The organism is Reichenbachiella sp. 5M10 (assembly GCF_002742335.1).
In the GTDB taxonomy this organism is placed as follows: Bacteria; Bacteroidota; Bacteroidia; order Cytophagales; family Cyclobacteriaceae; genus Reichenbachiella.
On the sequence record NZ_MDGR01000007.1, the window covers coordinates 3,230,578 to 3,247,339 of the forward strand.

Here is a 16,762-nt window from a genome sequence, read left to right on the forward strand (position 1 = left end):
TTTAGAAGTTAACATTAAACCCTATGAGGTAAATCCTCGGTCTCGGATAGGAGGTATAGTCGATACCGGCCGACGGGATACCGTTGATGGCCTTGTTGGTATTGACCTCTGGATCATACCCAGTATAGTCGGTGAGAACGAAGAGGTTTTGTCCGGTCACATAGACTCTCGGGCTGTTCAACCAACTGACGTTTTTGCTCGGGATATTCCACCCTAGCGTCATGTTGGACAAGCGGACAAACGAAGCATCTTCCAAGTATTTGTCCGAAGCGACAACTCCATCTGACAAGCTTCGTGGTGCATTGAGTTCATCATAAGTGATGTTTTTGGCTTGAGCCAAAGCCACCTTATTGAACAGCGCATTGGCGGTGTTGTTGTATACCAAGTTTCCTTGTTTCGCATCGATGAAGAAGCTAAAGTCGAAGGCTTTGTACTTGATGATATTGCTGATACTGAAATCAAAGTTGGAGTATGGATTGCCGACATAGGATAGCTCTCCATTGTCCTTGAACACCGAGATGCCGTTGGCATCATATCCTTCAAATTCTCTCAGTTTGAAAGTCTGCGACGCATAGCCCTCCTCGAGTACTTGTGTCGGTACAGAGGTCAACCCTGGACCATTGAGTTGGCCAGTAAGTATCCCCGCTGATTCAAAATCTTCCATTACATTGTCGATCATCGTGAAGTTCCCCGTGGTAGACCATGACCAGTCCGAGCTATTGAGCCAGTTGACGGTCAAAGAAAATTCGAACCCTTTGTTGATGAGTGTCGCGTCCAGGTTTTGCCATCCATAGGGCACAATCGAAGGCGCTGCAAGTGGTCTATAATACAGGAGGTTTGTCGTGCTACGGTGGAAGTAGTTGGCCGTACCAGCGATACGATCATCCCACAAGCCAAAGTCCAACCCCACATTGATTTGTTTGGTGGACTCCCACTGGATATCTTTGTTTTGCACCTGCACAAGTTGGACCCCTCCGTTGGCTCCATCCTTGGCGTATACTTGCTCCTGGATGTAGTCTGGGATCTCTTGGTTTCCTGTCTCGCCATATCCTACTCTCAATTTCAAATTATTGATCGCAGATACGTTTTGCAAAAAGGCCTCTTCGGAAATCCTCCACCCCAAAGCAGCTGAAGGAAAATATCCGTAGCGGTTGTTCGCCCCAAACCGTGACGAGCCGTCCATTCTGAGGGAGGCAGTCACGAGGTACTTGTCTTGGTAGCTGTAGTTGACCCTACCGTAGACCGACTGTAGTTCGTTGATTTTGCCCCCCGAGAACACGTCGTCTGGGATATCCGAACTCGTCGCGCCGATGTTGTCTGTCGGCAGGATATTGGATGTACCAAATCCCTGGGCGACCATACTGTGCCAGGATGTCTCAAAATACTGGTAGGAGTACCCTGCCATGATGCTAAAATCACTCTCACCAAAAGACTTGTCATACTGTAGGTAGTCTTCCATCAAGTAGTTGACAGACTCGGTATAGGCGATCTCTCCATAGCCATTGGGCATGAATAGCAACTCCTTGTCGAAATTGATCGCTCGCACCGATGTACTCTTGTCCGCTCCGAGGTTGAGGTGAAAATGCAGTCCATCGATGATCTTGAGGTCAGCGGTCGTGTTACCCAAGATTCTATCCGTTTTGGTACGGTCATCGTAGAGATCGAGCATCGCTACGGGATTTCGCTCCGTGGTAGAAAACTGGTAGTAGGTACCGTCTGGGTTTTTGATAGGCCAAGTCGGGTTGCCTGTGAGGGCATTGTAGATCAAATCACCACCGATCCCGCCACCGTCACCGATCGGTGCACTGCGGTCCTTCACATTGGATGCTGTCAAATTCACTCCGACTTTCAGTCGATCCTCGATTAGGGATTGGTTGAGGTTGATCCTCGCTGAGATACGCTTCATGGACGAGGTTTCTACGACCCCTTCTTGATCCATGTACCCGATCGATGCTCTGTAGTTGCCGGTCTCATTGCCTCCCGAGATCGACACTCCGTGGTTTTGAGAGATGGCCGTACGAAAAATCTCATCTTGCCAATCCGTGCTGGCACCATAATCATGATCGAGGTAACTGATGTTTCCCGTCTCGGATGCCAAAGCAATGCGAGCATTTCTCCAATCTTCGGCAGAGAGAATGTCCAGTTTTTTTCTTACTTGGGAGACACTGGCATAACCTGCATAGCTGATCGCCGCTGCTCCTTTGGCCCCACGCTTGGTGGTAATCATGATGACACCATTAGCCCCTCTCGATCCATAGATAGCTGTCGCAGAAGCATCTTTGAGCACGTCGATACTCTCGATATCGCTTGGATTCAGAAAGTTCAATGGATTTTGAGCTTGTGTCCCTCCTAAGTCACCGGCCCCCGTACCTCCTGCCGACACGTTGCTACCACTGAGTGGCACACCGTCTACGACGTACAAGGGGTCGTTGCTACTCCGGATCGAACCGTTGCCTCTAATTTTGACAGATATCGCAGCACCTGGAGCACCACTCGACTGTGTGATCTGTACACCTGTCGCTCTACCTTGGATCATTTCCAAAGGGTTGGACACGACTCCTTTGTTGAAGTCCTCCTCACCCAGTGTACTCATTGCACCTGTCACATCTTTTTTCTCTTGTGTACCATAACCCACTACCACGATTTCTTCGAGCTGCTCGACATCTTCGGCTAGCGCCACGTTGATGACTTGTTGATTGCCTACTTCGACGGTCTTGGAGATGAACCCAAGTGAACTAAACACCAGTATGTTTTGGTCTTCTGCTAAAGTCAACGAATAATTCCCGTTGAAATCTGATACTGTACCTGTCGATGTACCTTGGATCAGGATGTTGACACCTGGTAGAGCTTCACCGATGGGGTCGGTCACTTTCCCAGACACTTTTTTCTCTTGCGCCTGTACGTTGAAGATCACTATCGACAACAGCACCGCCAAGAAGAGTTTATATATTGTAAACTTATCTCTCATCTACACGCTTGTTTAAATTAGTCTTAAAGTCTTTTTCCGAAAGGGAATCACACCCCTCTAGCTAGTCTGCCAAAGTGGTGTGATTGAGCATGATTAGGGTTTCGGTACGAGAACTACTTTGTACCATCTAGTACCCGCAGCTGGGTCATGTACAGCAGGTGCTGCTGCATCCATATCATCTCCGCCCCATCCGTATGAGATGAGCTCGATTCTATCCTCTGCGATTGAAACGATACCATATTCTGCTCCGTCATGTACGGCATAGTCTGAAGTATTGGTCCCCGAGACATAGTGCCCGATATATGCTCCCATACCTGCAGTGGTCAACGTATAGTTGAAAATGGTATCTGCTCCACTCCATGTCTCTAATTCGAAAGTGAAATCACCGTCTCTCCATGCCGATACATCGTCATCAGCATACCTAGAGAGGAGCTCTTCGCCATCTGCCGAACATCCCTCGCCGCTCACTGCATCGAAAACTTTCCACTCTTTCCAAATCGCTCCGTTGGTCTCTCTTGTATAGTCGCCATCAGAAGTGAAGGTATATTCATTGTCAAATAGACAAGATCTCCCCTCTACCTGATCGGCTAGGTTGCCCCACCACATCTCTACAGCCGTATCGTCCAAGGACAAGCCATCGTACCAGATACCCGCGGGATTCCCAAAGCTCACCGCATTTTTTTCAGGTGCCAAAATCCAAGTCTTGCTGCTACCTCCTGTCAATAACGTCATAGGATCTTGACCTACCTCTTCTATTTTCACAACTTTCACAGACTCTTTTTCACTTGCTTCGTTGCTAGCAGTCATTTTCACAGAGTAGTCTCCCGCCTCGGCATAGGTATGCACTGGGTCCTTGTCTGTAGAGGTCTCACCATCACCAAAATCCCAAGCATAGGTATCCGCATTGACGGACTCGTTGGTGAAGGTCACCGTATAATCCTCAATCACATAGCTATAACTCGCCACGACAGGATCTGGAGTCACAGAATCGTCTCCATCGCTACTGCTGCCGCCATCGTCGCTGCTACAGTTCATCATCGTCAGTCCCAAGAACAATACACTTGAGTACCCTAGTAATCGTCTTAAATTCATAATAAAAAAGTTTAGTTATTAATAATTTTAGTTTTTCAATCCTCCGATGGAGCACGTCTTTGCAAATGCTCTATCGAATTGCTTGAACAATTTTAGATTTGGAGAATCCGAGAAGGGTGGAAAAATCTGATCAAGAAGTAGAATTTTGGGACACAACTGCGCTAAACCCGATTTCTGTAACTGAAAAAGCATAACTTTTCACCTGAACAAAAAGGGGATTTTCATATAAATTCCACATTTTGTGGGACTATCTTTAGAGAATAAGATCAGCCCAAGCCAACCTTTTGATACGATTTGCTTCGGACAGTTATGAAAGACAATGCAGCTAAAGTTGGTTACACTTTGCGGTTGATAGCTATGCTCCTGTGGATGAGCTATGCTCCAAACCTGCATGGACAGGACATGCGTTTCTCCCACCTCGGCATGAATGAGGGACTGAGTCATGGATGGGCCAAGTGTATCGAGAAAGACAATCAAGGCTACCTATGGGTGGGTACTATCAACGGACTCAACCGCTATGATGGCAAGGAGTTCAAGGTATTCAAAACTATCTCTGGAGACCTGCATTCGCTCAGTGACAACTTCATCCAAGCCATCGAGTCAGACAGGCAGGGCTACCTCTGGATCGGGACCTACAGCGGCGGACTCAACCGCTACGACCCACACACCGAAAAATTCAATAACTACCGCAATGCTCCCAAAAAACTCAACAGTCTCAGTGATGACCAAATACACAGCATACACGAAGACTCCCATGGGCAGCTCTGGGTAGGCACAGCCAAAGGCCTCGACCGTTATGACATCCAAAACGACAACTTTTCGCCCTATTTTTCGCTGGTCGATGACCGTCCCCACTTCATCAAGGGCATCGTCTCCACCATCTACGAAGACCATCTACAGCACCTCTGGATCGGGACAGACCAAGGACTCTACCGCATCTCTCCTGACCGCTCGACCTTCGTCGCATACCTCCCAGATCCACAAAACTCCAATCATCTCAACCACCCCTACGTCACTGGCATCTACGAGGACGAAAATTATCAAATATGGATCGGCACATGGGGAGGAGGCCTCAACCGCTACGATGCACAGACAGCCACCTTCACTTCTTACCTCCACAGCCAAGACACGATCCCCTCCCTCAGTCACCTCAGCGTACTCTGCCTCTCCGGAGACCAGCGTGGGCATCTATTCATCGGGACCGAAGGGGGTGGACTCAATGTCATGAACCTCGCCGACCACAGTCTGGAAGTCTACATCCCTCAGGTCGGCAAAAAAACTGGTATCAACAGCAACTCTATCCACTCCATATACTCCGATCACGAATCAGGCATCACCTGGGTGGGCACCTACGGTGGGGGACTCAACTTCTTCAGCAAGTGGAACAAACCCTTCGTCCACTACAAACAAGACATCGACGAGCTCAACAACAACAGCATCCTCTCGATCGCCGAAGACCCCCAAGGCAACATCTACGTCGGAACAGACGGTGGCGGGATCAACATCGTCGATGCGCAAACTGGAGTCGTCGAGCAACTCATGCACGATCCCCACGACCAAGGAAGTCTCCTCAGCAACGCCGTACTGGCCATCCAAATCGACCGTGACGAAAACCTGTGGGTCGGGACTTTCGATGGAGGGCTCGACTTTCGTCCAAAAGGAGCCAAAGATTTCCAACACTTTGTTCCTAAACCAGGTCACCGCAATTGCATCAGCGATACAGACGTGAGTTCGATATGTTTGGCACAAAACGGTACCGTATGGGTAGGCACCATGAATGGCGGCATCAACCGCTACAACCCCTCCACTGACGAATTCAAAACATACAAGCACACCCCCGGCAACCCCACCAGCCTCTCGGACAACTTCATCACGAGTATCTTTGAGGCCTCAGACGGCAAATTCTACATCCAAACTGGCAAAACCCTCGACATCTACGATCCGAAGACCCGACTATTTGCTCGACTCGATCAATCCTACAACATGCGACTCAACACCCCCATCGCATCCCTCGAAGACAGCCGGGGTAACATCTGGGTCGGTACCCGTGAAGGACTATTCTACTTCGATCTAGAGTCCGACGAGTTCAAACGCTTTGACGAGACCAATGGCCTGCCCAATAGCAGCATCGCAGGCATCCTCGAAGATGACCATGGCAATCTCTGGGTCAGCACCATGGGCGGACTCGTCAAAATGGAGGCAGCAGTGACGTTCCCGGGCAGCGGCACCACCCATGTCTACACCAAAGAAGACGGATTGCAAGCCAATGACTTCAAGGACTTTTCCTGCCACAAAGGACAAAGCGGCAGGCTCTACTTCGGTGGACAAAATGGCCTCAACGCCTTCCATCCCGAAAGCATACGGCTCAACCCCGTCGTGCCACAAGTCATCTTCACAGGTTTCCGCCTCTTCAACCAAAAAGTAGACTTTGGTCAAAACCAAGTCTTGACACATCCTCTCAATCAAACAGAAGAGATCATTTTGGATTACAGACACAACGTCTTCTCCTTTGAATTTTCGGCACTCAACTACTGGCTCCCACAAAAAAATCAGTACGCCTACATCATGGGAGGGTTCGAAAAAGACTGGAACTACGTCGGCAACCAAAGCAGTGCCACCTATACCAATCTCGACCCAGGGCAATACACGTTTCGCGTCAAAGCAGCCAACAACGATGGCATCTGGAATGACGAAGGCAAATCCATCCGAGTCATCATCTCTCCACCCTGGTGGAAGACTACCTGGTTTCAGTTGGCCATCATCTCACTCACTCTACTAACGATATTTACCTTTATCCGAGTCCGCCTCTACCAGCTCAAACAGCGACAAAAAGAACTCCGCAAGGAAGTAGAATCTCGTACTACGGAGATCCGTACGATCAACGAACTCCTCAAAAAACGAAACGACGAAATCGGCATCAAGAATGACACCCTCACGGACAACAACACCCAGCTGATCCGTCAAAACGAAGAACTCGAACGACAGGCAGACAAGATCCAATCCCTCTTGAAAGAGATCCAGGAACTCAACGAACTCAAGCTCCGCTTCTTTACCAATATCTCCCACGAGCTCCGCACCCCTTTGACACTCATCATAGGCCCACTCGAAAAACTCATCGGCAGCTATGCCCAAAAGAATCGATCACAAAAAGAGCTGAGTATCATGCACCGCAACGCCCTCAAACTCCTGCGACTGATCAATCAACTCTTGGACTTTCGCAAAATCGAATCGGGCAACATCCAGCTACAAGCACAGAAAAACGACATCATCACCTGCATCCAAGAAGTCTTCGACACCTTCAAGTTCATGGCCGAACGAAAGCAGATCGACTACCGCTTTGAGTCTGATTATCCCCACTATGACCTTTGGTTTGATTCCGAAAAAATGGAAAAAATCATCACCAACCTACTCTCCAATGCCTTCAAGTACACCAAAACGGGATACATCCACGTCAAATTACAGATGAATACCGAACAAGACTCCCTCACTCTCTCCATAGAAGATACAGGAGCGGGAATCCCCGCCGACCAGCTTGCTCATATCTTTGACCTCTACTACCAAGCCAACAACGCCACCAACCTCCACCAGGCAGGTTCGGGCATCGGACTGGCACTCATCAAGCAGTACATCGACCTGCATCACGGTCAGATAGAACTCACCAGTACCGTAGATCAAGGCACCTGCTTTCGTGCTTCCTTTCCGATCGGGAGTGGACACTTGAGCAGCTCTGAAATCGTCACTCCCAGCAACCACCCAATCGAGACGTCCGAGCCTCACTCACTCACCCCGCTTCTCGATCTCACTGTCTACTCCGAAGCCCGAGAAGTCGTCGATGACGGGATTTCTGATTTCGCTCTGGGCGAAAAACCCATGCTACTCCTCGTCGAAGACAATGCCGACATACGAGAGTACATCAAGGCCTCTCTGGAGCATGACTTCCAAGTCACAGAAGCATCCAACGGACAAATGGGGCTAGAGAAAGCTCTCGACATCATCCCAGACCTCATCATCAGTGATGTGATGATGCCCGAGATGAATGGTTTCATCATGTGCCAAAACCTGAAAGAAGATGAAAAAACCAACCATATCCCCATCATTCTGCTGACAGCCTATTCGGGTGAAGAACGACAATGGGAAGGGTTCAAGTCAGGAGCGGACGACTATGTCACCAAACCCTTCAACATCAAGATACTCCAACAAAAGCTCAAAAACATCGCCCATACCAGAGAGCACTTGATTGAGAAGTTCAACCAATCCACCTCTCTTGATATCAAGAACTTATCTCCCAAAGAAGTGGACCAAAAATTCCTCAAAAAAGCCATCGACATCATCAGCGACAATTTGACCAATACCGCTCTGAGTGTCGACGATTTCAGCGAGCACTTCCATATGAGTCGCCGCAATCTGCTGCGCAAACTCAAAGCCATCACCGGCCTATCAGTCAACGAATTCATCAAGAGTATCCGACTCAAAAAAAGCATCGAGTACCTACAACACGGTGAAATGAACATCTCTGAAATCGCCTACGCGGTAGGGTTCAGCGACCCCAAATACTTCAGCAAATGCTTCAAAACACAATTTGGCAAAACACCAAAAGAATACCAAGGAGCAACCACCTAACCCGATACTCTGAGTGATTGGATCATTTACACGTGATATTTGGTATATCCTTCTACCCCTAGAAGAGTCTTCTTCGCTGTAGTTTTGGACCAAACTAAGATGACTATGAAAACAATACAAAAGATGATCAAAAGGACACTAGTCCTCAGCTTATCCCTCGTCCTCCTGTGGGCCTGCGAAACCAAAGAAGATTCCTCTATAGAAGATAACCAACAAGAGGATGCAAGCAATACTGCAGAAAAAAATGAGGCAGAAAACACGGAACAACAAGAAGAATCAGACCTCAGCCAAACGCCTCTCGAAGCACACGGCCAACTACAAGTCAAAGGCAACGAGCTAGTCGACGAAAATGGAAAAGTCGCTCAGCTCCGTGGGATGTCGTTCTTCTGGAGTCAATGGCAAGCCGCGATGTACAACGAAACCATCGTAGACTACCTCGCCCAAGACTGGAAAGTAGACATCATCCGTGCAGCCATGGCCGTCGAACATGAAGGCTACAAAACCCATCCCGAAACCGAGATAAAAAAAGTAGACATCCTCGTACAAGCTGCTGTCAAAAACGGCCTCTATGTCATCATTGACTACCATTCACATGAGGCGTCCAAAGACCCGGATACTGCCGCGGACTTCTTTGGCCAAATGGCCAAAAAATACAAAGACATCCCCAATGTGATCTATGAAATATACAACGAACCCCTAGAAGACGACTGGGTCAATACTCTCGTACCCTATGCGACTCAGGTCATCGCTGCGATCCGTGCACACGACCCTGACAACCTCATCCTCTGCGGCACTCGTACTTGGTCGCAGCGTGTAGACGAAGTGGTACAACAGCCCCTTACAGATCCCAACATCGCCTATGTGTTGCACTTCTATGCAGGGACACACAAGCAATGGCTCAGAGACACCGCAGACAAAGCTCGCGCGGCTGGTCTTTGTATATTCGTGTCGGAGTTTGGGGTGATCAATGCCAACGGAGACGGAGCAATCAACTACGAGAGTACCAAAAAATGGATGGAATGGATGGATGACAACCAATTGTCATGGTGCAACTGGGCAGTTTCCGAAAAAGCAGAGGGAGCGTCGATATTCAAGCCAGGAACACCTGGTGACCAAACACCCACTACTGCTGATCTCACCGAATCCGGACTCTACCTCCGCAGTATACTTCTCGACCGAAACTACGACAAACCCTAATCGCAAAACAGATTGTAAACAGCAGGCAGTAGATACGAAGCGATGTTTTCGTGTCTACTGCCTATTTGACATAAGTCTATCCTGCGAGACAGTACGTCTCACCTACTCAGTCCCACTCTCCATTGGATGCTGTGAGCACTACTGGAGCTCCATCTGTGACCAGTATAGTCTGCTCGTGCTGGGTGACATACCCCCCTCTATTCCCCACTAGCGTCCATCCGTCCGCCATCTCTACAGCTACAGTAGACCGAGTCGAAATAAACGTCTCGATGGCTACTGTGGTATTTTTGCGAAATCGCTCCCGATTGCTCCTCACTCGGTAGTTGAGGATATTTTCAGGTGCCTCGTGTAGACTTCTACCTACACCATGCCCTGCCAAGTTTTTAATCACTTTGAATCCTGACTTTTTTGCCTCGGTCTCGATCAGGTGTCCGATATCTGCTATTTTCACCCCTCCTTTGATCTGACATATTGCTTGGCGCAAAATACGCTTGGAGGCATCCACTAGGGGCTGATGATTGTGTACATCCTCGCCTAGCACAAAGGAAGACCCATTGTCAGACCAAAACCCATCCAGCTCAGCCGAGACATCAATATTGATCAAATCGCCTTCCTGGAGGATGGTCGTATCAGAGGGGATGCCATGCGCCGCTTCTTCGTTGACACTGATACATGTATATCCCGGAAATCCATAGGTTTCGAACGGAGCTGATTTTGCTCCATAACTTCTCAATATCGCGCCCCCGTACTCGTCGAGCTCTTTCGTAGACATACCGACTTGGGCATATTCCCTCATCCGTTTGAGTGTTGTCCCTACTACCTGACTGATTCTTTCCATCCCGATCCGCTCGGATTCTTTGGTTATTGACATATGCTTGATGCTATTGTAATCGTGCCCTACATTGCTTCTTCCCATCCAATGGTTTGTCACGACACTGTTCGCAAAGTTAATCCTTTGGATTCCAAATCGCTACAACCTAATATCAAATTCACATATAGCCAGCACCTTCACACCTTTCGAATAATGTACTTTGTCAGGTTGACCCAAAAGCAAATGATTATCACTTCACTATTCAAGATTCATTGTTCGAAATCCGTTATTGATTTGTACCCCTAGGAATGTCGACTAAACCATGTTAAGCACAGCATCTCTGAACTGACGAGACACATACAAAAAAACTCCAAGAAGATTACCTCTTGGAGTTTTTTCACGAGTCAGTCGAATCTAGTCTCTGAGAATAAGGACGTCCTTATTCTTCGACCTGTAGAGTAAACTCTTTGATGAGATCCACAGTACTCGTATCGGTATCATACACCGAATACCACCCCTGCAATTCATGGGCCGGGTCACCAATCAGATCGTCTCCTATCTCCCACAGTTGGCCGGGAGCAGACGGACGTCCTTCTCCTCCCCATGACCAGAAATTGCAACCCTGAATCACGCCATCGGACTGAATGCTCCGCAGTGTATAGTCAAATATCAACCGATAGTATGCATCTCTGTATACGACAGTAGACTCATCGCCAAAAGCTCCTCCATCACGTGGCACGCCGAACTCTTCGACCACCAGTGGCTTACCGAGACGTTGTGCCTTTTCTTCTTGCCCTTTGAGATAATCAAGAGTCATCTGCTTGGCCGTCTCAAAACTCAAAGTATCGTTGGGGTCAAACCATCCCCAATTTTGTATCCACACATGAGTGGTCGCATAGTCCACATACTTGGATAGGTTGTCCGCATAGAGTTCGTTGCCCGAGATGGGTGTAGAGGTGTCTCCTTCAGTCCCTAGACACACGAGGTGATTTTGATCTTTCTTCTTGATCAGTTTCGCTGACTTATCAATCCACGCCCTGAACTCCGGCACATGGCTGTACCCTCTCGGCTCGTTGGCCAATTGCCACGCCATGATCGTAGGGTCATCCTCGTAGGCCACCCCCGTGAGGCTATTGGTCCGTCCGATGAGGAATTCCACGAAATCGTAGTACATCTTCATGGCTTTCTTGTTGGTATAAAAAGACTCGGAATAACTGATGAACTCATCCCATGATCCTCCACCTGTCACGTCTGGATAAGGTATCTCTGAGCCTGTCGCCCAAGAGACATACTGAGGAAATCCCCCACTCCACATCCAAAAATTGCCTAAGCAAACCACGGCTTTCATGTCGCGTTTGGCCATCTCCACCATAAAAAAATCCAGACCTTCCAGTAGGTCCTCGTCATACACTCCAGGAGCCGTTTGGAGGATCGGCTTGTTTTGATAAGGGCTATCGAGACTACCTTCACTAGCCGCCATGACACGTAGGTTGGTCACGCCGAGGGCTTGGAGAGCATCCAGCTCCCTGACCAATCGCTCCCGATCACCTTGATCTCCTTTCGAACCTAAATTCATACCATACCAGAGGTTCGTCCCGATGTAGTGATAAGGTTCGCTATTGATCTCAAACCCCAAGTCTTTCACTTGCACAAACCCCTTGTCTTGCCCATACACTACGCTGCTGAGTAGCAGCGCCACCATTGTCAGATATCTATACATTGTCTTTCGCTTTATTAGAAATTGTATGTGCAATTTCCCGTATAGTCCCTCCTCCTATAGCGTACAAATCGATCAGAGATCGTACCTATTTTTCCCAATCAGAAGGTTTCACCCCTTTTTCCGTTTGTTTTTGATGTAGGCAGTAGGGGTCTCTCCAAATTGCTCTTTGAAGCACTTGCGAAAATAAGCTGGGTCCGTAAACCCCACTTGATACGTCACTTCCGAGACATTGAAATCCCCGTGTTCAAACAACTGTGCTGCACGCTTGATCCGCATCATTCGGATAAACTCATTGGGTGACTTACCGGCCAAGGCTTTGAGTTTGCGATAGAGTTGCATCCTACTGAGTCCGATTTCCTTGCCAAACTCCACCACCGAGTAATCAGAGTTGTCCATGTTCTCCTCAATGATATCCATACAACTCTGCAAAAATGCCTCATCGGCAGAAGTCACTGTGATCATTTTGGGTTCGAGGACCAACTGATCTCTGTCTTGAACGAGCATACGACTCTGCTCTCGAGACTTGATCAAGTTACGGGCTTTGAGCTTGAGTACTTTGAGGTGAAATGGCTTGGTAACATAGTCATCCGCACCGTTTTCGAGTCCTTCGATATTGTAGATGAAGGACGTCCGTGCCGTCAACAAAATCACTGGAATATGCGACGTGTCAAGATTCTCCTTTAGTTTTTTGCAAAAAGTAATTCCATCCATGACGGGCATCATCACATCACTGATTACTAGATCAGGGTCGTGCTCGTTTGCCAATTCTATACCGACTTGCCCGTTTTCTGCTTCGAACACTGCGTACTCAAATTGAAACAGTGATTTGAGGAAATGGCGTACCTCGACGTTGTCTTCGACGATGAGGATTTTTTTGAGCCCCTCGACATCCTGGGCCTCTGCGGTCGTCGCGAGCTCATCTTCTCGCTCTTCATCGAGCACTTCGCGATAGGTGGCGATATCTTCACTGTCTTTGAAATCCTCCAGCATATCCTCTGGTTTGAAATGCGCCATCCCTGTCGGTATGCAGACTTCAAATGTCGCGCCCTGTCCCACTTCGCTCTCGACCTTGATCGCCCCGTGATGAAGCTCCACCAAACTCTTGCACAAGGCCAAACCAATGCCACTACCTGTCCCCGTGTCTTGGTCGCCTGAGTAAAACCGATCAAATACTTTCTTCTTTTCTTCTAATCCTATACCGTCTCCCGAATCTACTACGCTCAGCACGACCTGTCCCTTTTGCTCTTTGAGTTGCACCTTGATTGCACCTCCCTTTTGAGTATGTTTGAAAGCATTGGACAATAGGTTAAACAATATTTTTTCGAACTGATCCCGGTCAAAATAGAGAGGGATGACATTGGATGAAGTAACAAGACTGTAATCGATCCCGCGTTGCTCGGCTAGACTGTCAAAAGATAACTTGACCTCCTTGACGAACTTATAGAAATTGCCCTCGGCGATTCGCAAGTTGAGACTCCCCGTCTCGGCCTTGCGAAAATCAAGCAGTTGATTGATGAGTCGCTGTAGTCTACCGGCATTTTGTGTCACCAACTTGAGCTGCTTTTGAACTTTGACTCCTCCTTCTCCATCGTCGATGAGCTGCTCGACAAGTCCCAAAATCAGCGTCAATGGCGTCCTAAACTCATGCGAGATGTTGGTGAAAAATTGCAATCTGGACTTGTTCAGCTGTTCGGTATTTTCTCGTTCGAGTCGCTCAAAGCGCAAGTCATGCTCATAGGCCGAACGTATCAAGATCATTTTTCGAAAGACAGCCAAAAAGATCATCGCCAATACCACATACAACAGGACCGCCCAGTGCGTGCGCCACCAAGGAGGTGAGATCACGACGAGGAGGCTCCTTCCTTCTTCGTTCCATAGTCCATCGTCGTTGGAGGCTCTGACGGTAAAGGTGTAAGTCCCTGGGTCGAGATTGGTGTACTTGGCATAGCGTCGGCTGGAGCTCGTCGAGTGCCATTCGGTATCAAATCCGTCCAAACGGTAAGCATAACGATTTTTGCGAGGGTTCGCAAAATGCAAAGCAACAAACTCAAACGAAATCGTATTCTCCGAAAAGTTCAGCACGATACGATCTGTCTCGCTCAGTGCTTTGGGCAATACCACTCTCCCGTTGAACTCCTCCCCTGGTTTTAGACTGACATCTGAGACCGTCACATCTTTGATCACCACGTGAGGCAAATAGGGGTTTTGAAAAATATTGCGAGGATTGATGATATTGAAACCGTTAGAACCTCCGAGTAGCAAGCGACCGTCATCTGCCTCCAAAGTCCCCTCGTTGTAAAAAAAACCACCTTGCATCCTATCCTGTGAGTCGAAGTGATTGACATACATCTGTTCCAAATCGGGGTTGATGACCGTCACACCTTCCTCGCCAGCGATCCACAGCAACCCCGAATCATCCTCTATCACTCCTACGACATCTTGCGGCAGACGGTCCTGCGTACGATTGACATGTACAAACACGTCCTCCTTGTCATCGTATCGACTGAGTCCATCCTCGGTCCCTACCCACATCCGCTCTTTGCTATCGACGTAGATTGTATTCACAAAATTATTGTTGATGCCTGGCGACTCGTCACTGTACTGATATGCCTTGAACTCCACGACTTTTTTGTTTTGGATCATGAGACGAAACAAGCCATTGCCTCGTGTCCCCACCCAGAGGTAGCCCTCGTCATCCTCATACAAGGTCACCATCGCGATGGGGGATAGCCTTGGCTCTTTGATCCAATACACCTCACCCTCATCGGTCACGAGATTGAGCCCTTTGCTCCAAGTACCTACCCACATCCCCCCGCTACTCGCTGGAGCAATGGACATCACATAATCATCCGTCAATGCCACTGGAGTCTTCATGTCGTAGTGTCGGTAATTTCGGATCTCATGCGTCTGATGATTGATATCCTTGGCGTCTATCACGTACAAGCCAGCTCCCGCCGTCCCGATCCAAAACCGACCGCTTGGGTCCACGTTGAGTTTTTGAATGTAATGTGTAAAATCCACGTCATCGTCAGTGACCAAGCGGTACTTGTCGATGCTGGACACGGCGTCCCCGTTGAAATTGACTTGAAACAAGCCTCCACCCAATGTCCCGATCCAATGCTTGCCATCTGGTCCTTGACGAATACTTGTGATGATGCTATTGGTCGGATCAAAGGTCTTTGTCTTTGTCAGAGAAATGTTGTTGTCGTAGGAGTCATACTTGTTGAGGCCCTTGCGTGTCCCCGCCCAAAGCACCCCACTTCTGTCAATCAGTAGTGCGGTGATGGTATTCTGACTCAAATTGACTTCTTTGTCAAAATCTCCAAAGAAACGTTCAAAACTATTCTTTTTGATGTCAAACACACTGAGTCCCATGTCTGACCCCAGCAGCAGAAACGGCTCAACCGATGACACAGAGGTCATGCTCCGAAAAATATTGAATGATGAAGCTCTCCCCTTGATCTCAAAGTTCTCCACCTTACCCTTCGCATATTTTTTCAGTCCCTTCTTCGTCCCCCAATACACTGCCATTCCTTTGGCATTTTCGATATACTGGAGATCATAGATATAGTTGTGCAAGCCATCATTGGCTGGATCAAAATCCACCACGATCCGCTCAAAATGCGGGTGCTCGGGATCAATATTTTCCATCAAAGACACTCCATACTCGGTAGCAACCCATAGCCGATTGCGTGAGTCGATCATCAACTTGGTGACAAAATCGTTGCTCAACGAATGCACATTGGTAGAATCAGTAAAGAAGGATGTGAATTTTCCCGTATGCGTATCGAGATGATTGAGTCCATGCTCGGTCCCGATCCACAATCCACCACTAGCATCCTCAGCGATATCCCAGACGTGCTGATTGCTTAGGCTATTTGGATCGTCCGGTATATGTGTGTATTGATAAAATGCATCGCTGTTTTTGTCCTTGCGAAAAAGTCCTCCCGTACGGGTACCCACCCACAGGGTCGAATCACTACTCTCAAATACACGAATGATCTTGTTGCTACGAAGATGGTCGGGAGAGGTGTTGTCCGCCCGATAGATCTGCGTAGAGTACCCATCGTACTTGACCAACCCAGACCAAGTACCTACCCAGAGGTAACCTTCATGATCTTGAAGCATGCAATTGATCGATCGCTGAGACAATCCCAAATCAACTGGTAGTTGTTCAAAAAAAACATTTTTGGTCAGGATCGTCTGTGGCTGTGCATGACACGACATGATTGCACACCATATGATCCATCCATAGATTATTATTCTTCTCATAACTACACTGCTTTACCACCAGAGGCACCACCTCAGGCTATCAATACTATCGCTTTTTTAGCCTTTTCGCAAGTATATCCTC

General features: G+C 48.3%; 7 protein-coding genes. 2 read left to right on the top strand and 5 right to left on the bottom strand.

The genetic code is table 11. The annotated features are described in order from the left end of the window. Nucleotide 1: 1 nt before the first annotated feature. Both BFP72_RS12965 and BFP72_RS12970 read right to left on the bottom strand, forming a co-directional pair. Nucleotides 2-2,968 carry a TonB-dependent receptor gene (locus BFP72_RS12965; RefSeq protein ID WP_099599538.1) on the bottom strand — a complete coding sequence of 989 codons (2,967 nt, stop codon included), beginning with the start codon at nt 2,966-2,968 and terminating at the stop codon, nt 2-4. Nucleotides 2,969-3,061: 93 nt separating this feature from the next. After that, the gene (locus BFP72_RS12970; protein ID WP_099599539.1) at nt 3,062-4,060 is read right to left on the bottom strand and encodes a PKD domain-containing protein; all 999 of its coding nucleotides are present in this window, start codon (nt 4,058-4,060) and stop codon (nt 3,062-3,064) included. A gap of 309 nt (nt 4,061-4,369) precedes the next feature. Between BFP72_RS12970 and BFP72_RS12975 the strand changes: the two genes are divergently transcribed. Then, nucleotides 4,370-8,680: a hybrid sensor histidine kinase/response regulator transcription factor gene (locus BFP72_RS12975; RefSeq protein WP_099599540.1), complete on the top strand. Its 4,311-nt coding sequence runs from the start codon at nt 4,370-4,372 to the stop codon at nt 8,678-8,680. A 105-nt stretch (nt 8,681-8,785) separates the two neighbouring features. Beyond that, a complete protein-coding gene (locus tag BFP72_RS12980) occupies nt 8,786-9,877 on the top strand; it encodes a glycoside hydrolase family 5 protein (RefSeq protein WP_221406518.1) in 1,092 nt (363 codons plus the stop codon). A gap of 106 nt (nt 9,878-9,983) precedes the next feature. Here the strand turns inward: BFP72_RS12980 and map are convergent, their stop codons facing one another. The 3 genes from map to BFP72_RS12995 form a co-directional block, all read right to left on the bottom strand. Beyond that, nucleotides 9,984-10,748: a type I methionyl aminopeptidase gene (gene map, locus BFP72_RS12985; protein ID WP_099600790.1), complete on the bottom strand. Its 765-nt coding sequence runs from the start codon at nt 10,746-10,748 to the stop codon at nt 9,984-9,986. Between the two features lie 379 nt (nt 10,749-11,127). Beyond that, nucleotides 11,128-12,408, bottom strand: coding sequence for a cellulase family glycosylhydrolase (locus tag BFP72_RS12990; protein ID WP_143520065.1), 1,281 nt, complete (start codon nt 12,406-12,408; stop codon nt 11,128-11,130). A 108-nt stretch (nt 12,409-12,516) separates the two neighbouring features. Continuing rightward, a complete protein-coding gene (locus tag BFP72_RS12995) occupies nt 12,517-16,680 on the bottom strand; it encodes a two-component regulator propeller domain-containing protein (RefSeq protein WP_099599542.1) in 4,164 nt (1,387 codons plus the stop codon). Nucleotides 16,681-16,762: the final 82 nt, after the last annotated feature.

Bases quoted from the DNA above. Each gene is read 5' to 3' on its own strand.
- map (WP_099600790.1), bottom strand. From the start codon at position 10,748: ATGTCAATAACCAAAGAATCCGAGCGGATCGGGATGGAAAGAATCAGT.
- BFP72_RS12990 (WP_143520065.1), bottom strand. From the start codon at position 12,408: ATGTATAGATATCTGACAATGGTGGCGCTGCTACTCAGCAGCGTAGTG.
- BFP72_RS12975 (WP_099599540.1), top strand. From the start codon at position 4,370: ATGAAAGACAATGCAGCTAAAGTTGGTTACACTTTGCGGTTGATAGCT.
- BFP72_RS12995 (WP_099599542.1), bottom strand. From the start codon at position 16,680: ATGAGAAGAATAATAATCTATGGATGGATCATATGGTGTGCAATCATG.
- BFP72_RS12965 (WP_099599538.1), bottom strand. From the start codon at position 2,968: ATGAGAGATAAGTTTACAATATATAAACTCTTCTTGGCGGTGCTGTTG.
- BFP72_RS12980 (WP_221406518.1), top strand. From the start codon at position 8,786: ATGAAAACAATACAAAAGATGATCAAAAGGACACTAGTCCTCAGCTTA.
- BFP72_RS12970 (WP_099599539.1), bottom strand. From the start codon at position 4,060: ATGAATTTAAGACGATTACTAGGGTACTCAAGTGTATTGTTCTTGGGA.